The following is a 24,320-nucleotide window of genomic DNA, read 5'->3' on the forward strand; positions in this document are numbered from 1 at the left end:
TCCTTATTTTGCGTCGTACCAAGTTGGACCGTAAGAATAATCAACTTTCAGCGGAACTGCGAGTTCAATTGCATGCTCCATTACTTCAGGTACAAGCTTCTCTAATTTTTCAATTTCTTCTTTTGGCGCTTCAAATATCAATTCATCGTGTACTTGCAGAAGAAGACGTGCTTGTAATCCTTCTTCTTCTAAACGATCCGCCATAATAATCATCGCTTTTTTAATAATATCTGCGGCAGTACCTTGAATTGGTGTATTCATCGCTGTACGCTCAGCGAAGCTACGTAAATTGAAATTACGACTCGTAATTTCTGGAATATAACGGCGACGATTTAATAATGTAGCCACATATCCTTTTTGTTTCGCATCTTTTACGATGTCCTCCATGTATTCTTGTACACCAGGGAAACTTTCTAAATACTTTTCAATAAATTCCGCTGCTGCTTTTCTTGTAATTCCTAAGTTTTGTGAAAGACCATAATCACTAATACCATATACAATTCCGAAGTTAACAGCTTTCGCTTGTCGTCTCATATTTGAAGTTACTTCATCTTTTTCAACGCCAAATACATCCATAGCTGTTTTCGTATGAATATCCATATCATGTTGGAATGCTTCAACTAGCCCTTTATCATTTGCAATATGAGCTAATACACGCAGTTCGATTTGTGAATAATCAGCCGCATACATAATCCATCCTTCTTCTGACGGAACAAATGCCTGACGAATCTTTCTTCCTTCTTCTAATCGAATCGGGATATTTTGCAAGTTCGGATCCGTTGAACTTAATCGACCTGTTTGCGTTAACACTTGATTAAAGCGAGTATGAATTTTAGATGAATCTTCATGTACAACTTTCAGTAAACCTTCAATGTAAGTTGAATTTAGTTTCCCTAATTGACGATAATGTAAAATATTTGGAATAATTTCATGGTGATTCATAAGCTTATCTAGTACATCAGCTGACGTAGAATAACCTGTTTTCGTCTTTTTAATAACCGGCAAGTTTAAGTTCTCAAACAGAATAACACCAAGCTGCTTCGGTGAATTAATATTAAATTCTGTTCCCGCAAGCTTATAAATTTCCTGTTCCATTTCCTTTAATCTACCCGCAAGTTCTTCTCCCATATTACGAAGACGCTCTGTATCAACTTTTACACCCTTTACTTCCATATCAGCTAATACACGTGCAAGCGGCAATTCTAACTCTGTAAACAGTTCATATTGCTCATTCTTCTTTAACTCTTCAACGAATGTTTGCTTTACATCATATAATACATGAACTTTACGAGCCACATGCTCCGCTACTACCTCTAACTTTGGAACAGCACGCTTCGCACCTTTTCCGTAAACTTCTTCATCAGATTTCACAGCATGCGTTTCTTTCATTTTCGCTACAGTACGGAAGTCTTTATCCGTATCAGCTGGATCAAGTAAATAAGCAGCGATTAATAGATCAAAGTCAATCCCTTGCATATCTATCCCATTCCATTTCAGTGCAACGATTGCACGCTTCGCATCAAATGTATGCTTTCTCATTTCTCCATCTGCAAGCCACTCTTTAAAAGCATCTGACTTAAGAGCAATGTCTGTCTGAATAAAGTAACATCCATTTTCATTTTGAATACCGAAACCTTGAATGTCTGCTTTATGATAGTTATCTTCTTGTACTTCAACGATAAGCGCACTATCTTGCTGAAGCATTTCTTCTGTAACTTCTTCCACAATATCAAATGTAATATCATCTAATTCAGCTGGAGCAGTTTCTTCTGGCGTAACGCCTAATTTATTTAAAAGAGATGTAAATCCTAAACTCTCGAACATTGGAATGACATCACTTGCTTCATATCCTTTATACGCCATATCATCCACATGAACTGTAATCGGCGCATCTGTAATAATAGTTGCAAGATCCTTACTCATAAGAGCTTGTTCTTTATTTTCTTCCAGTTTTTCTTTTAATTTCTTCCCACTTACTTGATCTATATTTTCATACACCGCTTCAACCGTTCCAAACTGTGTTAACAATTTAATTGCCGTTTTTTCACCAACTCCTGGTACACCCGGTATATTATCTGACTGGTCTCCCATTAAACCTTTCATATCGATAATTTGCTTTGGTGATAAGCTGTATTTTTCAAATAAAGCTTCTTTCGTATATTCATCCACTTCTGTAATCCCTTTTCGCGGAATACATACAAGCGTGTTATCAGAAACAAGTTGAAGTAAATCTTTATCTCCTGAAATAACTTTTACACTTGCCCCTTGCTCACTCGCTTCTTTCGCTAACGTTCCCATGATGTCATCCGCTTCATAATTTTCTAATTCATAACGCGGTACATTGAACGCATCCAGCATCTCACGAATAAATGGGAATTGCTCTGATAATTCAGGTGGAGTCTTTTGACGCCCTCCTTTATACTCACTATACGTTTTATGACGGAACGTTGTTTTGCCTGCATCAAACGCCACTAACATATGAGTTGGCTTTTCTTCCTCTAATATTCTCATTAACATCATTGTAAAACCGTAAATTGCGTTCGTATGTATACCTTTGTCGTTATTTAAAAGCGGTAGTGCAAAGAAAGCACGGTACGCGATATTATTACCATCTACTAATACGACCTTTTTTTCCAAAATTAAAACCTCCCCATACAAATTTGAAATGATTTTTTTCACAGAAAAAAACCGTTCCTTTCCTCTCTCTATATTAACATGACTAATAGAGAGAAGAAAAATAACGGCTATTTTCTTTCATATATAAAACAGACTTATATTGGCATAAAGGGAAGTGACGAGAACAGCTTAACTATTCTCGTCCAAAATTACTCCTTGGATGAAGGGGTTTTCATGTATTATATTAACAGAGCTTTATTAATATTTAATTAAGCCATTGTTAATATATTGTAAACATCCTTCATCCTATTTTTCAGTTGCTGATTTCGGTAAAACAACTGTAAACGTTGTCCCTTCTCCAACTTCACTATCTACTGTAATCGTACCTTGATGCGCCTCAACTAAATGCTTTACGATCGACAATCCAAGGCCGGTACCACCAGTATTTCTACTTCTTGCTTTATCCACCCGGTAGAAACGTTCAAAAATACGCGGAATTTCCTCTTTACTAATACCAATTCCAGTATCCGATACTTTTATATAAGCATTATATTTATCTTCCGCTAACTCTACTGAAACAACGCCTCCAGCCGGTGTATATACGATTGCGTTATTAATTAAATTAATAAAGATTTGTTTCAAACGACTTGGATCTCCAATAACAGAGGCACGTTTTAATACATTCACTTGTAAAGAGATTTCTTTTTCTCCTGCTTTATTATCAAGCACCATATGAATATCTTCAAGCAGCCCCTTCATGTCAACGGTTCCCATATTTAATTTAAATCCTTGTTGTTCGATCTTCGACAAATCTAATAAATCTTCAATTAATCCTTGCATGCGCTCACTTTCTTTTAAAATAATGTGCAAGAAATGTTCGCAGAATTTTTTATTATCCATCGCTCCGTCTAAGAGTGTTTCTGAAAAACCTTTAATAGAAGTAATCGGTGTCTTTAATTCATGAGAAACATTCGCTAAAAAGTCTTTTCTCATTTGTTCTAATTTCTTTAACTCTGTTATGTCATGGAATACGAGAACAATCCCTTTCCATTCATGGTTTGTCCCGATAATCGGCGCTCCATATACTTCGAAATGCTTCCGTTCAATTCCAAGTGGCAATAACATTTGTTTACGCACTTTCACTTCTGTCATAAAGATTTCTTCTACAAGCTCAATAATTTCTGTATGATGAAACGATTCATAATATAAGCGATCTAAATATTCTTCATCTGTTACGTGGAAAGTTTCCTTATAAGAGCGGTTTACAAGGTTTATATATCCTCGGCTATCAATTAAAATCATTCCACTTCCCATATTTTCAATTAACGTGTGCAGACGATCTTGTTGCATTTCTTGTTCAAGTGTCATCTCTTGTAAATTTCGTGCTAAAATATTAATCGCTTTACTCAGCATTCCTGTTTCATCCGAATGACTTTCGTATGCACGTGCTTTATAATTACCCTTTGCCAATTCAATTGCAACTTTCGTAACCGATTCAATTGGCCTAATATATTGCCCTGTAATTTTCATACCTAAAAATACAACTACGAGACAAGCAATGACAAATCCGATAATTAATAATCCCCACGTTTTTTGATGTACGTCTCTTAAAGGATCAATTATACTTTTCACCAAAATGTATCCTTGTTTTCCTTCTACATCTTGAACGAACACCGCATGATAAAATTCATTCTTTCGATCCGTTTCTTTCGTAATTACTTTACTTCGTTGTTTTGCCACTTCCGAAGAAAGTTCTTTAATCGTCTCTGGACTAAATGCCAATTCTTGTCCTTTTCTATATTGAACTTTCTTTTTTTCATCCAAAAATACGATAGAAGCTGGTATTTTTTCTTCTAACTTTTCAAATACGTATGGATTTTTTAAGACATTATTAAAACCTTGCTCTTCTGCTAACGTCGCAACATACTCCGTCTCTTTTACCATTCTCTCTTTAGCATGATCTATATAGTAGTTTTCAAACACAGTTTCTAGTAATAAACCTAGTCCAACTAAAATAAATACAATAAGAGAAACAAATGTAAAAAGAAGCCTGGAACGAAATTTATTCATTCCCTTTTGGCTCCTCTAATTTATATCCTAAACCACGTATCGTTTTAATGTACGTCGGTTTTTTCGTATTTTGTTCAATTTTATCGCGCAAATGACTAATATGAACATCAACAATTCGTGTATCACCAGCAAAATCATAATTCCATACAGCACTTAATAATTGATCACGTGTCAACACGCGACTTTTATTTTTCGCAAGATACACAAGTAGTTCAAATTCTTTTGGTGTTAATTCAAGCTTTCTTCCTTGGAAATAAGCCTCATAAAACTCCGGTAAAATTTTAAGTTCTGCAATTGTGATGCTATCTTCGTCTGGCGCTTCTGCAACTTGTTCTTCTTGTTGTAATTTCGTGCGGCGCAAAATTGCCTTCACACGAGCAACAACTTCTCTTGGACTAAATGGCTTTGTCATATAATCATCTGCCCCAAGTTCAAGGCCTAGCACCTTATCAAACTCATCATCTTTTGCCGTTAACATTAAAATCGGCGTCATAACGCGCTGCAATCGTAATTCTTTACACACTTCCATACCATCCATTTTCGGAAGCATTAAATCTAATATAATTAAATCTGGGCGTTCTGTTGTCGCTTTTTGAAGCGCCATTTCTCCATCCATCGCTGTTATAACTTCAAACCCAGCTTGTTGTAAATTAAATTCGATTAAAGTTAAGATAAATTCCTCATCATCAACTACTAAAATACGATTGTTCATTCTTTTCCTCCAAGTTATAGACTTGAAACCTTCTTCATCCTAGTATTTTCCCCGTTATTCTCATCATACTAGAAAACAAGGTCCCTCTCAATATAATTGTCTATTCATGGATTCGGATTGTGCTATTGTTATTCCTAAAAACAATTACGTTCGCCTCAATTATGTTTTGTTATCCATACTTTATATACTTCCATATCGTTATTAAATTCTACTTCCGTATGAATATTGAGTTCTCGATTTTGCGCTAAGAGAAAAGATAAAGCATACGCTATTTTATAATCTGGTGTTTCATATCCATCAAATACTCTCCCGTACATTTCACTCACAAACCCGTCTGTCCACACTTCAGCTTCTCTTACCGTTTCAAAGATCACTCTTCTCTTTTCCACCTCACCTAAAAAACCACTCCTTTAATTGACTTCAATTACCGATAATAATATTATTAATCTTAATATATAAATTAATAATATTTGGAGGTCTATTATGCGACTAATACTATCCATTCTATCTTTAGCAGTCACATGTATCCTTGCTTTTAACGCTCCTAGCTGGGATACGATTAAAACGGGTTGCTCAGAATTTGCTGAAGGGTTCAAAGAAGGGTTTTTCAACTAAAAATGGCGCTAGCATCCTTATTAAAGGTATGCTAGCGCTATTTTTAGTTTCATCTTTTAAAAGTTATCTAATGCTTTTTCCATAATGGAAACAGATTTATAAGGTGGCGTTACTGTTAATGAACCCTTTACAACAGTTTCTCCTTTTTCATCATGAGCAGATACAAGCATATCAATTGTATGTTCCTCCTCAGAAACAGCCACAACTTCAAAGTGGATTTGTAACGTTTCATAATGGTGAACATGTTTCACGAATGTAAGGTCCTTTCTCGTAATATGACTTCCTGGACCCGGTAAATATTTCGTAACCGCCGTTGTAATCATTCCCGTTAGCATAATGCTTGGTACAATCGGCTTTTCATACGGAGTTTGGGATGCGTAATCATGCTGAATATATAATGGATTGGCATCATTCGTTAACCCTAAGTACAATAACAAATCTTTATCCTCAATTTTTTCAGTGATAGATAATTTCTCTCCTACTGTAATTTCATCCATTTTACGACCAATTTGAACTTTTTTCTTTAACATGTTACAACCCCCTCCGATTTTTTCACCTTATTATCCTACTAAAAGCGATACCTTATCCGAAATTTACTATGATGAGGGCAATGTATAGTATAAATCTACAGTTTCATTATAGGATATTACAAATGATAGCGTTTTCATATTATTTCAAAAAAACAATTCGGTAAATAGTAGAAAAAGATTCGGAATCCCGAATCTTTTTCACTACTATTCAATTATTAAACAAGAACTTTCATTACGTTACGTACAGATTCTACAGAGCGATCTAACGCTTCTTTTTCATCTGCAAGAAGTTCTAATTCAATAATTTTTTCAATTCCGTTACCACCTAGAATTACTGGTACCCCTAAGTAAAGGTCACTATAACCATACTCACCTTCAAGGTACGCAATAGCCGGTAATACACGGCGTTGATCTTTTAAGATTGCTTCTGTCATTTCAACTAAAGAAGCTGCTGGTGCGTAATATGCACTACCGTTTCCTAATAAGCCTACAATCTCACCGCCACCTTTACGTGTACGTTCTACGATTGCTTCTAAACGCTCTTTCGGAATTAACGTTTCTAACGGAATACCGCCTGCATAAGAATAACGCACAAGAGGTACCATGTCGTCACCGTGTCCACCAAGAACAAATCCTGTAATATCTTTTACAGAAAGATTTAATTCTTGTGCGATGAATGTACGGAAACGAGCTGTATCTAATACACCCGATTGACCGATAACACGCTCTTTCGGGAATCCTGCTTCTTTAAATACAGAATATGTCATTGCATCAACTGGATTTGTTAACACAACAATAATTGCATTTGGTGAATGTTTTGCAATGTCGCGCGTAATACTTTTCATAATTTTAGAGTTTGTTGCTACTAAGTCATCACGGCTCATACCAGGCTTACGTGCAATACCTGCTGTAATAACGACAACGTCAGAATCAGCAGTATCTGCGTAATCAGATGTTCCAATAATGTTAGCATCAAAACCTTGTACTGGGCTCGCTTCTAACATATCTAACGCTTTCCCTTTTGTTGGATTTTCCAGTTGTGGAATGTCCACTAATACAACATCTGCAAGTTCTTTTTGTGCTAATAAGAATGCCGTTGTTGCTCCTGTAAATCCTGCACCGATGACTGAAACTTTCTTGCGTTTGATTGTCATAATTTACCCCCCGCTTTAATTATGCGTTTTTGATTATCGCTACATCCATGTTTTTAATAAGTTCATTAGCGAACTCAGAACATTTCACTTCTGTTGCACCTTCCATTAAGCGTGCGAAATCATAAGTTACTACTTTTGAAGCAATTGTTTTCTCAACAGAAGCAGTTACTAATTTCGCAGCTTCGTTCCATCCTAAGTGTTCTAATAATAATACACCTGAAAGAAGAACAGAAGATGGGTTTACTTTATCTAAACCTGCATATTTTGGAGCTGTACCGTGTGTAGCTTCAAAGATAGCATGTCCAGTCACATAGTTAATGTTTGCACCAGGTGCAATACCAATTCCACCTACTTGTGCAGCAAGTGCATCAGAGATATAGTCACCATTTAAGTTCATTGTTGCAACAACATCGAACTCACGTGGACGAGTTAAAATTTGTTGTAAGAAGATGTCTGCAATAGAATCTTTTACGATGATTTTTCCAGCCACTTCAGCGTCTGCCATCGCTTTATTCGCTGCATCTTTACCATCTTTTTCAACAATACGATCGTATTCAGCCCAAGTAAATACTTTGTCGCCGAATTCTTGTTCCGCTACTTCGTAACCCCAGTTTTTGAAAGCACCTTCTGTAAATTTCATAATGTTTCCTTTATGAACTAATGTAACAGAAGAGCGTTTTTCGTTAATTGCATATTGAATTGCAGCACGAACAAGACGCTTTGTCCCTTCTTCTGAAATCGGCTTAATACCAATACCAGATGTTTCTGGGAAGCGGATTTTATTAACACCCATTGCTTCTTTTAAGAAAGCAAGAACTTTTTCTGCTTCTGGAGATCCTTGTGCATATTCAATTCCAGCATAAATGTCTTCTGTATTTTCACGGAAAATAACCATATCAGTATCTTCCGGACGTTTTACAGGTGAAGGAACACCTTCAAAATAACGAACTGGACGTAGACATACATATAAATCTAATTCTTGACGAAGTGCTACGTTTAGAGAACGAATACCACCGCCAACTGGAGTTGTAAGTGGACCTTTAATCGCGATTAAATATTCACGAATTAAGTTTAAAGTTTCTTCTGGTAACCACTCGCCTGTTTGGTTGAATGCTTTTTCCCCTGCAAGCACTTCTTTCCAAACGATTTTCTTCTCACCATCATAAGCTTTTTCAACTGCTGCTTCTAGTACGCGAGATGCAGCTGCCCAAATATCAGGACCAATTCCATCTCCCTCGATAAATGGAATAATCGGATTGTTTGGTACATTCATAACACCATTAGTTACAGTAATTTTTTCACCTGTCGTCAATGTGATAACCCCCATGTTTGAAATTTCATATGTATGAAACTGAGGGAATAACCCCTCAGTTCAAACCGTTAGTCAAATTAAAATATTCTAATCATTACATCTTTCCGAAAAAATCAGACTTTTGAAAGCGTATTTTCACTATCAAAATAGTGTTATTCGCTTATCGTTGTGCAATTGGAACATACACTTGATGCGTTGGTCCATTATAATCAGCACGCGGACGAATTAAACGGTTGTTTTCATATTGTTCTAGAATATGAGCTAACCAGCCTGACATACGGCTAATTGCAAAAATAGGTGTAAATAAGTCATGGTCAATTCCTAAACAATGGTATACAGAAGCTGAATAGAAATCAACATTTGGTGGAAGACCTTTTTCTTTTGTTACAATGTCTTCAATTTTGATAGACATATTATACCATTTCTCTTCTCCTAAAAGCACGCATAATCTCTTAGACATTTCACGTAAGTGTTTTGCACGTGGATCACCCTGCTCATACACACGGTGGCCAAAGCCCATGATTTTCACTTTATTTTGAAGAGCATTATGAATATATGACTCTACATTTTCTTCTTCACCAATCTCAGTTAACATCTTCATTACATTTTCATTTGCCCCACCGTGAAGAGGACCTTTTAATGCACCGATTGCTGCTGTAATACCAGAATATACATCTGAAAGTGTAGCTACGCAAACACGTGCAGTAAATGTAGAAGCGTTTAACTCATGATCTGCATGAAGTACAAGCGCCTTATCAAAAGCTTCAATTTCAACTTCATTTGGCTCGCGATCATTTAACATGTACAAGAAGTTTGCAGCTAATGATAAATCCTTTCTTGGCTCAACAATATCTAAACCTTTACGGATTCTCGCGTAAGCAGCAACTAAAGTTCCGACTTGCGCCTGTAATTTAACCGCTTTCAAATAATTGGACTTTTCATCCATAATTTCAGCGCTCTCATCGTATAATGATAGCATGGAAATTGCAGTTCGTAAAACAGACATCGGATGTGCAATTTTTAAATCTACTTGTTTCAAATATGTTAAAATCTCACCTGGAACTTTATAGTATTCTGATACAATTTCATTAAATTCCGCTAGTTCTTTTTCATTAGGAAGCTTGCGGTGCCATAATAAGTACACTACTTCTTCAAACGTAGCATTCTCAGCTAAATCATCAATATTATACCCAACATAAGTTAATGTATCATCAATAATAGAGCTCACAGATGATGTTGTTGCTACTACCCCTTCTAAACCTCGAATAACAGTCATGACATTCTCTCCTTTTCCTGAAAATTCTCCCAACCTTGCTCCTTATATCTATTTGCTCCCCTTTTGAATTATGAACGCCCGTTCACTCTTTAGGCAAGCAAAATGCACGATCATGCAAATTTGTTGCGATGTTCCCCTCTTATTGTCCATTGTTTACATGGAAAGCATGAGCGTGAATGTCTCCCCGAATCCTCACGCTCAAAACAACAAGTTAGTGAGGAAAATACATTCCGAAGAGTTTTATGATAAAAACAACATAAAACAATATCATTATAAAATTGTTTTATGTTGTTTTTATTTTATCTGGTGTAAAGTCTCTGCTGTTATGTAACTTTTCAAAGTTTCTAATCCTATTATAAACAATTATCTGACTTTTGTGAACAGAAAGAATTCAAAAATTTTATATTACTATAAAATTCCTTATTTAAACATTTGTATAATACTCATAACCGCATAGGCAATTCCAGCCCCAATTAACGGACCAACAGCAACCCCATTAAATAGCGCAACCGCTATAATTGTCCCAAAAACAAGCGCAGTTGTAATGTGAGGATCCGTCGTCAACAATTGTACGCCGCCTTTCGCTAACAAAGCGACCGCTACACCTGAAGCTAAAGCAATCCACGCATAATAAGATTTCGCCGCTTCTCCAAGTTGTTTAAAACCTATTTCTCCTGTCGCAATCGGTACGAGCACCGCTATTGTAATGACCGTTACACCTAGGTTAATTCCTTTCGTTTGTAAATAAGGAAAGACCTTATCTCCTAAAAACGTAAACTTCAATAAAAATAACACACCAATAGCTACAGTAAGCGATTGGTTTTTAGCAATAAGTCCTATAATAAGTAGTATGAATAAAAATAACGTTGACTGACTAATCATGTTTGCACTTCCTTTCTGAAAATAATGAACTCATTTCCAAACAAAAATACCTTTAAACCTATCGTTATACATGCTATATCGATGCCTATTCAACATGAATCACTTCATTTTTTATGTATTTTAAAATGACAAACTGAGACTTTCACCAAAAAAATTAAGCATGTATACATTTTTGAAAACAGTCGTCTCTTCTTTCTTTTCTAATAAGAAACAGGTAAAATAAAAAGAAGAGAAAATGAAGTTTTTACCATATAGTAGAAGCATCAACACCAAGCTTTCACAGTCACTCACATACTGAAAAAGCAGGAAAAATCCATCATTCCACTATAACATAAAGTGAAACTTTAATCAGTGGGGCATTTTCCACTGATTATTAGCCTTCACCAATCGGGCTTTTACGGGCAGTTTATCTCTAGCTAACTCCTTTGATCCAGCCGCACTTCGGGTAGGAGATTTACTTGCCCGCAAATAGCGGGGTAAAGTGAAACTTTAATCAGTGGGGCACACTCGTTATAAGTTGAACGAATTAGGATAATCCAAATTGGAATGGGAGGTATACATCTTTGAACCGAAACTTACTATATATGATATTGAGACTCATATTTGTCATTGTAGCAACGGTAGCTGGGTTCTATGTATTACTATACATGTCAGGGCTTATCTATCCTTTTATTATCGCTTTTGCATTTGCTTATTTGATTAATCCTGTCGTCAATTTCCTTAATCAAAAACTACAATTTCCTCGCGCACTAGCAGTACTCGTTAGCTTAATTCTCGTATTTGGAGCTATCGTTGGACTTGTTACATATCTTGTGACTGAAGCAATATCTGCCACAACATACTTACTACAACTTGTTACAGTAAAGTTTCCAGATATCGTTACATTCGCTCAGCAATTTGCACTTAATCATATTATGCCTCTCTACGATGATTTAATCTCTAAATTTAATCATCTTGGAGAACCACAGCGCTATACAATTACACAAAACATTCAAAACTTAGGAACAGAAGCAACAACACAAATGAAAGAACTTTTAACCGCCATTATAAGCGGGTTAACGAATTTCATTAGTGCACTGCCAACAACTTTAACTGTCCTTGTATTCATTTTATTAGCCACTTTCTTCATCAGTTACGATTGGCACCGTCTTGCTCAGAAAGCAAGAAAATTGCTACCGAATCGTGTACATGGCTATGGAAAAACTATTTTTGTCGACTTAAGAAAAGCTTTGTTTGGTTTTGTGAAAGCACAACTTACACTCGTATCTATGACAACCGTCATTGTACTAATCGGGCTTTTAATATTACGCGTACCATACGCCATTACTATTGCGATTATTACAGGAGTTGTAGATTTACTACCATATTTAGGAACAGGTGCAGTCTTTGTTCCATGGGTTATATACGTATTTTTCACTGGCGATACCGCATTCGCCATTGGTCTTCTCATTTTATACATCGTCGTGATTGTCCAAAGACAAATTATGGAGCCGAAAGTACTTTCATCTAACATCGGTCTCGATCCATTAGCAACACTCGTCGCTCTATTTGTCGGCTTTAAACTTTTTGGCTTTTTAGGATTAATCATCGGCCCAGTCACCTTAGTACTACTTAATACATTACACAAAGCTAATGTCTTCCATGACTTGTGGAAATATATTAAAGGTTCACCTTCAAAATAATAGTTTCTAATTCATACACAACAAAAAACTTACATGTAATCAGTGGGAAATTCCCACTGATTATTCCTTGTACTTATTTTTCATACTCATTACATAAAACAAGAGAATTGCACTCAAAAAAGATAATTCTCTTGTTTTTTTGCATAAAAAACGCATATTTCGTGGTATTTTTACATATTTATTCTATTTATTTTATAATTATTATTTACATTTATTACTTTTTATGTAAATGAATAATTATACAAAATAGCATAAAATAAGACTTCAACTAACAATCTCCGCCTTTTTATATGAATTTTTTACACCAATCGTTCCTTTATATAAGAAAGCAAAACTTTAATTTAGCAGCATTTCCCTCCATCTTATTCACCTAAATTAATAGCACTAAAAAATCACAAGTTTAATCGAAGCACAACAAGAGTTCAAACGAAAATTATATAGCAAATATAATGAGCAGACGTTTTGTTCATCCCCACTCATCATTCGCCCCACATCAGACACTTACGAGCAGCCCAATTTCGAGATAGAAATTCCACCCCACAAATAGCGTGGTAAAACAAAGCTTCAATTAGAAAGTCCCCCTCCTCTTACAAGACAAAAAATAGCACTTAGATTTCTACAATCTAAGTGCTATTTCTGAATAATAATAGTAGAGTTCTTTCTAAATTTCCATTCCATCCACTTCATAACAAGCGGCTTCAATAAAGCTCTCGTAATAGGGATCACGCAGATAAACCCTAGCACATCTGTCACATACCCAGGAAGCACTAAGAGAATACCTCCTACAAATACAAAAATACCATCTAGTACCGCCTCACCTGGCATTTCCCCTCTATTCAACTTAGATTGAATCTCTCCAAGCACTTTAAACCCTTGTCTTTTCGCCAAATACACACCTACAACACCTGTAAATACAATCATAGCGAACGTAGACCATAAACCTATTACATGACTTGATCCAATTAAGACCGTAATCTCAATCGCTGGTATTAAAATAAACAAGAATAGTAACCATTTCATAGTTCTACACCTCTCTCACATCTCACTTTTAATGCCCTCACAACGCCTATATACATCATATGAAATATAGATATCCTTTCATATTAAAGCCCATAACAAACAGCTTTTAAAAGCAATTCTAGGCGCTTTAAGCTAATTCTATCTCGTTTTTGTGTAAAAAAAAAAAAAGAGAAGGACTCCGATCCTTCTCTCCGTATTACTTATAGCACTTCCGCATGTCCATTATAAACAATTCCGCGTGCTGCATCAACTGTTACTTCTTGGCCATTTTTTAAAGTTGCTGTTACGCCGTTTACACCAACGATAACAGGAATACCGATTGATACGCCTACAACAGCTGCATGGCTTGTTAAGCCACCTTCTTCTACAACTAAAGCCGCAGCTTTTTCGATTGCAGGAATCATATCTTTATCAGTGCTTGTTGTAACAAGGATATCACCTTCGTTTACGTTCGCTACAGCTTCAGCAGCTGTTTTTGCTACAACTACTTTACCTTTTGCAGCTTTACGACCGATTCCTTGTCCTTTAGCAATTTCTTCACCAACAACGTGGATTTTCATTAAGTTTGTTGTACCAGTTTCAGCAACTGGAACACCCGCAGTAATCACTACAGTATCTCCAAGTCCGATTAGACCTGCATCCATACCTGTTTGAATTGCTGTATCTAACATTTCGTCAGTTGAAGCTGCGCGCTTCTCAGCCATAAATGCTTGTACACCCCAAACAAGTGCAAGACGACGTCCTACTTGCTCGTCAGATGTTACAGCTACGATTGGAGATTTTGGACGGTATTTAGAGATCATTTTCGCAGTATATCCACTTTCTGTTGGAGCTACGATTGCAGCTACATCAAGAGCAAGTGCTGTATGCGCAACAGATTGGCTAATTGCATCTGTAATTGTTGGAGTGAACTCTTTAATACGTTTTTTGAACATATCTTCATATTGTAATGATTTTTCAACACGTACCGCAATGTTAGCCATCATTGTTACCGCTTCTACTGGGTATTGTCCAGCAGCTGTTTCACCTGAAAGCATGATTGCATCTGTACCATCGAAGATTGCGTTAGCTACGTCACTTGCTTCCGCACGAGTTGGACGTGGGTTACGTTGCATAGAATCTAACATTTGTGTTGCAGTAATAACTGGTTTACCTAACACGTTACATTTTTTAATTAGACGTTTTTGTACTAACGGTACTTCTTCTGGTGGAATTTCTACACCCATGTCACCACGAGCTACCATTAAACCGTCAGAAACTTCTAAGATTGAATCGATGTTGTCGATACCTTCTTGGTTTTCGATTTTTGGTACAATTTGGATGTATTGAGCGTTATGCTCTTCTAATAATTCACGGATTTCTAATACGTCAGACGCTTTACGTACGAATGAAGCTGCAATGAAATCAACTTTTTGCTCGATACCGAAGATGATATCTTTTACGTCTTTTTCAGTGATACCAGGAAGCTTAATGCTTACGTTTGGTACGTTAACACCTTTTTTATTTTTTACAGTTCCGCTGTTAAGAACTTTTGTACGGATGTTTCCGTCAGCTTTTTCGATTACTTCTAGTTCGATAAGACCGTCATCGATTAGAATACGAGAACCTGGGTCTACATCGTCATAAAGACCAGCATAAGATACAGAGAACTTCTCTGCAGTACCTAATACTTGCTCAGTAGAAAGAACTACTTCTGCACCTGTTACAAGCTCAGCTTGTCCGTCTACGAAGTCGTGAGTACGGATTTCTGGACCTTTTGTATCAAGTAAGATACCAACTGTTTTACCAGTTTTCTTTGAAGCTTCACGAATGTTTTTAATACGAGCTCCGTGCTCTTCATGGCTACCATGAGAGAAGTTTAAACGAGCAACGTTCATACCTGCTTCGATTAATTGCTCTAATTTTTCAATACTTTCACTAGCAGGACCTATAGTACATACAATTTTAGTTTTACGCATATTGCACCTCCGAAAATTATGAAACCGTTCCCAAATATCTGACATTACGCCGATTAGATGGATAATTCTTTAGATAATTGATACATATCTTTATCGATTGTATGCTTTTGAGCTAACGCTTCGATAATATCATGATCAACAAGTTTGTTATCTTGAATACCTACACAACGTCCACCTTTACCAGCAATTAACAATTCAACTGCTCTTGCGCCAAGACGACTTGCTAATACACGGTCTTGTGCACTTGGTGATCCACCACGTTGTACGTGACCTAATACAGTTACACGAGTATCAAAGTTTGTTGCTTCTTCAATGTGCTTACCGATGTCAATTGCACTTCCAACACCTTCAGCTACAACGATAATACTGTGTTTTTTACCACGTTCACTACCACGCTTCAGACGAGCGATAACATCATCCATATCATACTCTTCTTCTGGAATTAAGATTGTTTCCGCACCATCAGCTAAACCAGCCCATAATGCGATATCACCAGCGTGACGTCCCATTACTTCGATAACATATGTACGTTCATGAGATGTAGCTGTGTCACGAATTTTATCAATTGCATCAATAACAGTGTTTAAAGCTGTATCGAAACCAATTGTGAAGTCTGTTCCAGGGATATCATTGTCGATTGTACCTGGTACACCAACACATGGGAATCCTTGTTCAGTTAATTTTTTAGCGCCTTGGTAAGAACCATCTCCACCAATAACAACAAGTCCTTCGATACCGTGTTTCTTTAATTGCTCGATACCTTTTAGTCGTACTTCTGGATCTTTAAACTCAGGACATCTTGCTGTATATAATTTTGTACCACCGCGGTGGATAATATCGCCAACAGAACCAAGTTCTAATTTTTCAATGTGACCAGAAATTAATCCAGCGTATCCATGGTAAATACCATATACTTCAATATCATGGAAAATCGCTTTACGAACAACTGCACGAATGGCAGCATTCATACCAGGTGAATCTCCACCACTTGTTAATACACCAATACGTTTCATTTGTACTCACCTCATAAAGATTATTTGCCTTATAATAAAATAACACGAAAAAATATAAAAATACAATGGAGAAGATGTGTCTTTTCATAATAAAAACGTGCATTCGCGAAGTGGAACGCACGCTTTTCTTATTTTATCCAAATGGAAGCGTTTGAAAACGAAACTTGCCCAATTTTCATATATTTTTCATAACGTTTTTCGATTAATTCATCTTTCGAAATTCCGTTTAATTGTTCAAAAGTTTTTCGAATCATTAAATCTATATTTTCTGACTGTTTCAAAATATTACGGTGAGCTCCGCCTCTTGCTTCTGGAATAATTTCGTCAATTACACCTAATTCTTTCAAATCTGCTGCTGTAATTTTCATTGCCTCTGCAGCTTCCTTTGCTTTTCCTGCATCTTTCCAAAGAATTGCCGCTGCACCCTCTGGTGTAATAACAGAATAAGTGGAATTTTCTAGCATATGAATGTAATCTCCTACTCCAAGACCTAGCGCACCACCACTACCGCCTTCACCAATAACGATACAAATAACTGGTACCGTTAAACCTGCCATCTCAAATAGGTTGCGGGCAATAGCTTCACTTTGTCCACGTTCTTCAGCTGCTTTACCAGGATAAGCTCCCTTCGTATCGATGAAACAAATAATAGGACGATTAAACTTTTCCGCTTGTTTCATGAGACGCAGTGCTTTTCGATATCCTTCTGGATGAGGCATTCCAAAGTTACGGCGAATATTTTCTTTCGTATCTTTTCCGCGCTGATGCCCAATTACAGTTACAGGCATCCCTTTATATTTCGCAATGCCGCCGACAATCGCTGCATCATCGCCAAATAGACGATCTCCATGACATTCGAAAAAATCAGTAAATAAGTGCTCAATATAATCGAGCGTTGTCGGTCGTTCTGCATGACGAGCAATTTGAACACGGTCCCATACTTTTAGATTGCCGTATATATCTTCCTCTAAATTTTCTAGCTTTTCTTCCAAAATACGAATCTCCTCACTGAAGTCCATCTGGCTGTTTTTCGTATAGTCTTTCAGTTCACGAATCTTATTTCTTAGCTCAACAACTGGTTTTTCAAATTCTAGCTCTGCCATACAGCCATTTCCCCTCCTTGATGAACTTCTAAAATCTTGCGAAGCGATTCTCTCATATCATCACGATGCACCACCGCATCTAATTGACCATGATCTAGTAAGAATTCTGCCGTTTGGAAATCTTCCGGTAGTTTCTCACGCACCGTTTGTTCAATTACACGTCTACCAGCAAATCCGATAAGTGCACCTGGTTCTGCAAGATTATAATCACCAAGTGAAGCGAAACTCGCTGAAACCCCGCCCGTCGTTGGGTGAGTCATAACAGAAATAAATAATCCTCCTGCATTACTATGCTTTTTCAAAGCTACGCTTGTTTTTGCCATTTGCATTAAACTTAATATCCCTTCTTGCATACGGGCACCACCCGAAGCAGTAAAGATAATAAATGGAACTTGTAAGTCGTACGCCTTTTCAACCGCACGGGCGATTTTTTCTCCTACTACAGAGCCCATGCTCCCCATTCGAAAACGAGAATCCATTACTGCAACAACAACAAGCATGTCATCAATTGTTCCTTCACCAGTTACAACCGCTTCGTTCAATTCAGTCTTCTTACGATCGCTCTCTAGTTTCTCTTCATAACCTGGAAACTCGAGTGGATTTAATGAAACCATTTCTTTGTCATACTCACGGAATGACCCTTCGTCCAATATACTATCAAGACGTTCCCATGCATTCATAGGATGATGATATCCACAATTCACACATACTTTTAAATTTTTTAGAAGTTCTTTCGTATACATGATTTTTTTACATTCCGGACATTTTGTCATAACGCCATCTGGTACATCTTTTCGTACTTGTTCTGAAGGTATTGCAGCGTACTTTTTCTTTTTCACGAATAAATCTCTTAGCACAATTTGACCCCCTTCGTTGAGAGCTAAGGTTAGCGTAAGAAGAAAATGGGGCTAACACCAAAGTTTGATGTTAGCCTTATCTTCTCAATCTGTCTAATAACCTCACTCTTTACGTTTAACTTTAACCGCTACGCGGTAGAATGTTTGTCATAACGTGTCATGGTCATTTCGACAAATTTTATACATTACGAGTGAAACTGTATATTCTCTACTAATTCATCGTAAATTTTTAGTGCATCATTTTCTTGTTTTTCTTCCAAAGTAGCGTAAAGCTTTCTATACATATCGATAGAATCTCTTGAAACTTTACAAGAAAGCGTTGATACGTAATCATTTACGATCATCCAAATGCGATATAGTAAATAATTATCGACTTGTTCAATAAGTGTTTTAAAGAACGTTTGATGAAGCATTGGAATTGAGTTTTCGTTTCCTTCGAGCACTTGATGTAATTTACTTAGCACTTTAGAAAACGTTTCTTTCGGTAAATTACATACAATTCGAATCATATCTTTCTCGAGTAACCGTTTCGTTTGTAATAAATCACGAATTGTTTTCTCATCTTGCAATAAGAACGGAGCAATTAATTGTACAAGACCGTTATCATAAAAGTTTCGAATAAACGTCCCTTCACCACGTCTCGTTTCAATCAATCCTACCAGTTCTAAAGCACGCAATGCTTCTCTTACAGAGGAACGTCCTACGTTTAAGCGTGAACTTAACTCACGCTCAGACGGCAAACGATCCCCCGCCACCAATCCATCCTCTTCCATAATGGAACGGATTTTTTTTACAATTTCGAGATATACTTTTGTATTTGATGATGTCAATGGAAATTCCTCGCTTATTCTTTACCAATCAGCGCTAATTGTTTTGTTTTTTCAGCGATCTCATTTGGATCTACTTGACGGCGAGCTACTCCTGTCTCCATTGCTGCTTTTGCAACGTAAGCCGCTACTTGAGGCGCTACACGCGCGTCAAATGGTGCCGGAATGATATAGTCTGCATTTAACTCATCTTCTGCTACAAGCTCAGCAATAGCCTGTACAGCTGCCATCTTCATTTCTTCGTTAATTTGTGTCGCATGTACGTCAAGTGCACCGCGGAAAATACCAGGGAACGCCAGTACATTATTTACTTGGTTCGGGAAGTCAGAACGACCTGTTCCAACAACAGCTGCGCCCGCTGCTTTTGCCAATTCTGGCATAATTTCTGGAACTGGATTCGCCATTGCAAAAATAATCGCATCGTCATTCATTGTACGAACCATCTCTTCTGTTAATGCACCTTCTGCAGATACACCAATGAATACGTCCGCACCTTGTACAACATCAGCTAAAGAACCTTCTATACGATTCTTATTTGTATATTTTGCAACTTCATCCTTCACCGGATTCATACCTGTAGGACGACCATCATAGATTGCGCCTTTACGGTCACACATAATAATGTCGCGTACACCATAGCGATATAAAAGTTTAATAATTGCAATACCTGCTGCACCTGCGCCATTTGCGACAACTTTAATGTCAGACATTTTCTTTCCAACTAATTTCAGTGCATTTACAAGACCTGCTACTGTTACAATAGCTGTTCCGTGTTGATCATCATGGAAGATAGGAATATTTGTTTCTTTTTTCAAACGCTCTTCAATAATGAAGCAGTTTGGTGCTGCGATATCTTCTAAGTTAACGCCGCCAAAAGTTGGCTCCATTAATTTTACAGTTTCAACAATTTTATCTACATCGTTTGTATTTAAGGCAATTGGGAATGCATCTACACCAGCAAAGCTCTTGAATAATACAGCTTTACCTTCCATTACTGGAAGAGATGCTTCAGGTCCAATGTTACCAAGACCAAGTACAGCTGTTCCATCTGTCACAACTGCTACCATATTTCCCTTCATCGTATATTCATATACCTTACTTTTATCGTCATAAATTTCTTTACAAGGTTCTGCAACCCCTGGAGAATATGCAAGACTTAAATCTTTTGCATTTTCTACTTTTACTTTTGATACAGTTTCTAATTTTCCTTGATGCACTTTATGCATGTGAAGTGCTTCTTCACGAAGTGTTGACAAACTATCCACTCTCCTCAAATTATTCTTGCTGATATCAATTTCTCCAAGTGGTCTGACCACGAACACTACTACTATAATAATCGAAGTGTAGGGAAATTGTCCATTATATTTTCACAACTACATTTTCTTCCCCGACAATTTCACGAAGTGCTCCTAAACATTCTTCACTTGGATGAATCGATAAACTCCGAGATAATTGTACCATTTTATGTTCCTTTTCATAATAAATTAGTACTTTCGCAAAACCTGAATAGTCGAACAATATTTTCGTAACCCGATTTAAAAGCTTTTTCTCATACTGAGATGGCAATTTCACGTAAACAGATGCGTCTTTCTTTTCTTCATAAACATCCATTTCCTCTAGCGGATATAGTCCATTTACAATCCATTGAAGCTTATGATTTCTTAGCTCAATCGTACCGTCAACTAAAACAATTGCTCCTTCTTGCAACTTATCCGAGAAATGTATATACGTTTCCGGGAAGAGGACCGCTTCCATTTCATCATTTTGATCACAGAATGTAATAAATGCCATCTTTTGAAACTTTTTCGTACGAATCACTCTAACACTTGTTATATACACAATCGCTCTTTGTACTTTTTTCTTGTGTCGCATCGCCTGAGCGAGAGATGGAATTTCTAATTCTTTTGCTAACTTCACATACTGCGCTGTCGGATAACTTGATAAATAAAAGCCAAGTGCTTCCTTCTCTTTATTTAGTTGTTCAATAAAAGATAGCTCTTCTCCTTGTACATATTTTGATTTTGGAACAGCATCTCCTAAATCACGTGCGAGATTCGCGTACTCTAACGCCCCTTTAATACTTTTCCATAAATTCGTTCTCGAAACACCAAAATCATCAAAACATCCCGACCAGACGAAAGCTTCTAAATTACGCTCCGTTACGAACTTTGACGGCATACGGAGACAAAATTCAAATAAATCTTCGAACATTTTTTTCTCTCGTTCTTCTAATAATGCCGTCACTGTAGCCATTCCAATATTTCGGATCGAAAGTAAACTGTAACGTATCGCATTCCCTTCTATTTGGAAGTTATAACCACTTCTCTGAAGAGACGGCGGCAAAACGTGAAAACCTTTCCGCTTCGTTTCTCGTATATACTGTACAATCTTATCTTCATTTCCAATTGCGCTTGATAATAATGCCGTCATAAATTCCAGCGTATAGTTCGCTTTCAAATAGGCAAGCTGATATCCAATCATACTGTAAGCTACAGCGTGACTTCGGTTAAAACCGTAATTCGCAAATCTTACAATTAAATCATAAATTTTCTCTGCGGATGTCTCATTGTATCCATTTCCCAAACATCCTTGGACAAAATGCTTACGTTCCTGATCTAAAATATCACGATTTTTTTTACTCACCGCACGGCGCAGTAAATCTGCTTCTCCAAGCGAAAACCCTGCTAACTTCGATGCAATTTGCATAATTTGTTCTTGGTATACAATGACGCCGTATGTTCTTTCTAAAATTGGCTTTAAATCCGGATGTAAATATTCGATTTTTCTTTTTCCATGTTTCGATTCAATAAAAGTCGGTATCTGTTCCATCGGTCCTGGTCTGTATAACGAGTTAACAGCTACGATATCTTCAAACTCATTCGGTTTTAACCCGCGAAGTACATTTCGCATACCGCCTGACTCAAGCTGGAATACACCTGTTGTATCTCCTCTTCCTAATAATTGGAACGTCTTTTCATCTTGAAGAGGTAAGTTTCTTATATCGATTTCTTTCCCTGTTTTGTTCGCGATAAATTTTATAATATTTTCAAGTAACGTTAAATTACGTAATCCTAAAAAGTCCATCTTAAGCAACCCAAGTTCTTCTAGCGCATCGGCTGGATATTGCGTAACATAAACATCGTTATGTCCTTCTTGAATTGCTACACTGCCTGTTAGCGGTTCTTGACTCATAATAACACCAGCCGCATGAATAGACGTATGACGTGGCAAACCTTCTACACGTTTTGCGATTTCAAACACACGCTCATGCAAAAGATTCCCTTGTATAAACTCACGAAGTGATTGTGATTCTTCATATGCATCTTTTAATGTTATACCAAGCTTTGATGGGATAAGTTTTGAAAATATATCAATATCTCGCGGCGGAAGCCCCATTACGCGGGCAATGTCTCTAATTGCCGCTTTTGCTGCAAGCGTACCAAACGTTACAATTTGCGCAACACGGAGCTGACCGTATTTATCTTTCACATAGCGAATCATCTCATCACGTCTTACGTCTGGAAAATCAATATCAATATCGGGAAGCGTCACACGTTCAGGATTTAAAAACCTTTCAAATAATAGATCGTATTCAATTGGATCAATATCTGTAATTTCTAATACGTATGAAACGAGTGAACCAGCTGCCGATCCACGACCTGGTCCTGTTAGAATATAATTTTCATGTGCATACTTCATAAAATCCCATACGATGAGGAAATAATCACTAAATCCCATACGAGAAATAACATTTAATTCATGATCCAAACGCTTTATATGCACTTCTTTCGGTTCACCATATCGTTTCCGCAAACCTTCTTCACAAACACGACGCAAGTATATATCACTCGTTTCATTAGACGGAACAGGAAACTTCGGAAGTTGATTTACATGGAACGGTATTTCTACTTGGCAACGCTCTGCAATTTTTATTGTATTTTGGATTGCTTCCGGCGCATGGGAAAATAGTGCTTCCATTTCATCCGATGACTTTAAATAATACTGATCTGTTTTCAGCCTCGGCCTATCTGGATCAGTCATTTTCGTTCCACTTTCAACAGATAGTAAACATTCGTGAACAAGCGCGTCACTTTGATTGATATAGCGCACATCATTTGTTGCAACGACTGAAATATTAACCCTACTAATAAATTCAGGTAGTTTCTCTTGTAAAAGCAACTCATCTTGAATCGCATGATGCTGCAAACTCATATAAAAATGGCCGAACATATTTTGATACGTGCGAGCTACTTCTTCAGCCTGACTCTCATTGTCTTCTAGTAATAATTGCTCAATTTCGCCATCTTTACCTGGTGAAATAGCAATTAATCCTTTCGCATAATGCGCAAGCCACTTCTTAGGAATACCTTCTTTGGACTTTGTCATAATACTGCTAGAAATCTTTAATAAATTTTGGTAGCCTATTTCATTCTCAGCAAGTAATACAAGCGGATAAGACCTTTCTTCTTCTTCACTAAAAATAGAAGCGGTTAATCCAATAACAGGCTGTATACCATGTTTCTTACATGCTTTATAAAACGGAATAACACCATACATAACATTTTCATCCGTAATAGCCAGCGATGAAAAACCAAGTTCTTTCGCCCTGACTACAAGCTCATCAATTTTACAAGCACTTTTTAATAAACTAAAAACGGTTTGACATTGTAAATGCACAAACTTCACTGTTGTA

18 protein-coding genes and 1 pseudogene are annotated in these 24,320 nt (G+C 37.0%); 2 read left to right on the plus strand and 17 right to left on the minus strand.

Annotated features, from left to right (window positions below; genetic code table 11):
- Nucleotides 1-3: 3 nt before the first annotated feature.
- From polA to EBQ15_RS03450, 4 genes and pseudogenes are all read right to left on the minus strand, one after another.
- A complete protein-coding gene (polA, locus tag EBQ15_RS03435; protein ID WP_000412803.1) occupies nucleotides 4-2,637 on the minus strand; it encodes a DNA polymerase I in 2,634 nt (877 codons plus the stop codon).
- Nucleotides 2,638-2,922: 285 nt separating this feature from the next.
- A complete protein-coding gene (phoR, locus tag EBQ15_RS03440) occupies nucleotides 2,923-4,686 on the minus strand; it encodes a sensory box histidine kinase PhoR (protein ID WP_001032108.1) in 1,764 nt (587 codons plus the stop codon).
- Nucleotides 4,679-5,398 carry a two-component system response regulator PhoP gene (gene phoP, locus EBQ15_RS03445; RefSeq protein ID WP_001065220.1) on the minus strand — a complete coding sequence of 240 codons (720 nt, stop codon included), beginning with the start codon at nucleotides 5,396-5,398 and terminating at the stop codon, nucleotides 4,679-4,681. Before phoP ends, phoR begins: the two co-directional genes overlap by 8 nt.
- Before the next feature lie 155 nt (nucleotides 5,399-5,553).
- Nucleotides 5,554-5,792: pseudogene (locus tag EBQ15_RS03450) on the minus strand (hypothetical protein).
- An 89-nt stretch (nucleotides 5,793-5,881) separates the two neighbouring features.
- Here EBQ15_RS03450 and EBQ15_RS31785 point away from each other — a divergent pair.
- A complete protein-coding gene (locus tag EBQ15_RS31785) occupies nucleotides 5,882-6,013 on the plus strand; it encodes a hypothetical protein (RefSeq protein WP_001237022.1) in 132 nt (43 codons plus the stop codon).
- 56 nt (nucleotides 6,014-6,069) lie between these two features.
- Here EBQ15_RS31785 and EBQ15_RS03455 read toward each other — a convergent pair whose 3' ends face one another.
- The 5 genes from EBQ15_RS03455 to EBQ15_RS03480 form a co-directional block, all read right to left on the minus strand.
- Nucleotides 6,070-6,543 (minus strand): MaoC family dehydratase, encoded by a 474-nt coding sequence (locus tag EBQ15_RS03455; protein ID WP_000914181.1) that lies wholly within the window; start codon nucleotides 6,541-6,543, stop codon nucleotides 6,070-6,072.
- 215 nt (nucleotides 6,544-6,758) lie between these two features.
- Nucleotides 6,759-7,697, minus strand: a complete 939-nt coding sequence (gene mdh / locus EBQ15_RS03460; protein ID WP_000153232.1) for a malate dehydrogenase — start codon at nucleotides 7,695-7,697, stop codon at nucleotides 6,759-6,761.
- Nucleotides 7,698-7,716: 19 nt separating this feature from the next.
- Nucleotides 7,717-9,009 (minus strand): NADP-dependent isocitrate dehydrogenase, encoded by a 1,293-nt coding sequence (gene icd, locus EBQ15_RS03465; protein WP_000206898.1) that lies wholly within the window; start codon nucleotides 9,007-9,009, stop codon nucleotides 7,717-7,719.
- Between the two features lie 160 nt (nucleotides 9,010-9,169).
- Nucleotides 9,170-10,318 (minus strand): citrate synthase, encoded by a 1,149-nt coding sequence (gene citZ, locus EBQ15_RS03470; protein ID WP_000503652.1) that lies wholly within the window; start codon nucleotides 10,316-10,318, stop codon nucleotides 9,170-9,172.
- A gap of 387 nt (nucleotides 10,319-10,705) precedes the next feature.
- Entirely contained in the window at nucleotides 10,706-11,167 is a 462-nt protein-coding gene (locus tag EBQ15_RS03480; RefSeq protein WP_000625507.1) for a DUF441 domain-containing protein, read from the minus strand.
- Between the two features lie 563 nt (nucleotides 11,168-11,730).
- Here EBQ15_RS03480 and ytvI point away from each other — a divergent pair.
- Nucleotides 11,731-12,849 (plus strand): sporulation integral membrane protein YtvI, encoded by a 1,119-nt coding sequence (ytvI, locus tag EBQ15_RS03485; protein WP_001081388.1) that lies wholly within the window; start codon nucleotides 11,731-11,733, stop codon nucleotides 12,847-12,849.
- 630 nt (nucleotides 12,850-13,479) lie between these two features.
- On the opposite strand, the gene EBQ15_RS03490 is transcribed toward ytvI, so the two are convergent.
- The 8 genes from EBQ15_RS03490 to dnaE form a co-directional block, all read right to left on the minus strand.
- Complete coding sequence (locus tag EBQ15_RS03490; RefSeq protein WP_000871631.1) at nucleotides 13,480-13,869, minus strand: FxsA family protein; 390 nt, start codon at nucleotides 13,867-13,869, stop codon at nucleotides 13,480-13,482.
- A 200-nt stretch (nucleotides 13,870-14,069) separates the two neighbouring features.
- The gene (pyk, locus tag EBQ15_RS03495; protein ID WP_001232673.1) at nucleotides 14,070-15,827 is read right to left on the minus strand and encodes a pyruvate kinase; all 1,758 of its coding nucleotides are present in this window, start codon (nucleotides 15,825-15,827) and stop codon (nucleotides 14,070-14,072) included.
- A 53-nt stretch (nucleotides 15,828-15,880) separates the two neighbouring features.
- Nucleotides 15,881-16,840 (minus strand): 6-phosphofructokinase, encoded by a 960-nt coding sequence (pfkA, locus tag EBQ15_RS03500; RefSeq protein WP_000821157.1) that lies wholly within the window; start codon nucleotides 16,838-16,840, stop codon nucleotides 15,881-15,883.
- A 128-nt stretch (nucleotides 16,841-16,968) separates the two neighbouring features.
- Complete coding sequence (accA, locus tag EBQ15_RS03505) at nucleotides 16,969-17,943, minus strand: acetyl-CoA carboxylase carboxyl transferase subunit alpha (RefSeq protein WP_000818804.1); 975 nt, start codon at nucleotides 17,941-17,943, stop codon at nucleotides 16,969-16,971.
- The gene (gene accD / locus EBQ15_RS03510) at nucleotides 17,931-18,800 is read right to left on the minus strand and encodes an acetyl-CoA carboxylase, carboxyltransferase subunit beta (RefSeq protein WP_000942856.1); all 870 of its coding nucleotides are present in this window, start codon (nucleotides 18,798-18,800) and stop codon (nucleotides 17,931-17,933) included. Before accD ends, accA begins: the two co-directional genes overlap by 13 nt.
- Before the next feature lie 185 nt (nucleotides 18,801-18,985).
- Nucleotides 18,986-19,630: a FadR/GntR family transcriptional regulator gene (locus EBQ15_RS03515; RefSeq protein WP_000204439.1), complete on the minus strand. Its 645-nt coding sequence runs from the start codon at nucleotides 19,628-19,630 to the stop codon at nucleotides 18,986-18,988.
- Between the two features lie 14 nt (nucleotides 19,631-19,644).
- A complete protein-coding gene (ystJ, locus tag EBQ15_RS03520; protein WP_161508111.1) occupies nucleotides 19,645-20,853 on the minus strand; it encodes an NADP-dependent malic enzyme in 1,209 nt (402 codons plus the stop codon).
- 133 nt (nucleotides 20,854-20,986) lie between these two features.
- On the minus strand, nucleotides 20,987-24,313 hold the full coding sequence (gene dnaE / locus EBQ15_RS03525; RefSeq protein ID WP_000673736.1) for a DNA polymerase III subunit alpha: 3,327 nt from the start codon (nucleotides 24,311-24,313) through the stop codon (nucleotides 20,987-20,989).
- Nucleotides 24,314-24,320: the final 7 nt, after the last annotated feature.

Origin of the sequence: Bacillus sp. 2D03 (genome assembly GCF_003946765.1) — a bacterium.
Taxonomy (GTDB): Bacteria; Bacillota; Bacilli; order Bacillales; family Bacillaceae_G; genus Bacillus_A; species Bacillus_A cereus.

Bases quoted from the DNA above. Each gene is read 5' to 3' on its own strand.
- phoR (WP_001032108.1), bottom strand. From the start codon at position 4,686: ATGAATAAATTTCGTTCCAGGCTTCTTTTTACATTTGTTTCTCTTATT.
- mdh (WP_000153232.1), bottom strand. From the start codon at position 7,697: ATGACAATCAAACGCAAGAAAGTTTCAGTCATCGGTGCAGGATTTACA.
- pfkA (WP_000821157.1), bottom strand. From the start codon at position 16,840: ATGAAACGTATTGGTGTATTAACAAGTGGTGGAGATTCACCTGGTATG.
- phoP (WP_001065220.1), bottom strand. From the start codon at position 5,398: ATGAACAATCGTATTTTAGTAGTTGATGATGAGGAATTTATCTTAACT.
- ystJ (WP_161508111.1), bottom strand. From the start codon at position 20,853: ATGCATAAAGTGCATCAAGGAAAATTAGAAACTGTATCAAAAGTAAAA.
- EBQ15_RS03455 (WP_000914181.1), bottom strand. From the start codon at position 6,543: ATGTTAAAGAAAAAAGTTCAAATTGGTCGTAAAATGGATGAAATTACA.
- EBQ15_RS03480 (WP_000625507.1), bottom strand. From the start codon at position 11,167: ATGATTAGTCAGTCAACGTTATTTTTATTCATACTACTTATTATAGGA.
- EBQ15_RS31785 (WP_001237022.1), top strand. From the start codon at position 5,882: ATGCGACTAATACTATCCATTCTATCTTTAGCAGTCACATGTATCCTT.
- accA (WP_000818804.1), bottom strand. From the start codon at position 17,943: ATGGCAGAGCTAGAATTTGAAAAACCAGTTGTTGAGCTAAGAAATAAG.
- EBQ15_RS03490 (WP_000871631.1), bottom strand. From the start codon at position 13,869: ATGAAATGGTTACTATTCTTGTTTATTTTAATACCAGCGATTGAGATT.
- pyk (WP_001232673.1), bottom strand. From the start codon at position 15,827: ATGCGTAAAACTAAAATTGTATGTACTATAGGTCCTGCTAGTGAAAGT.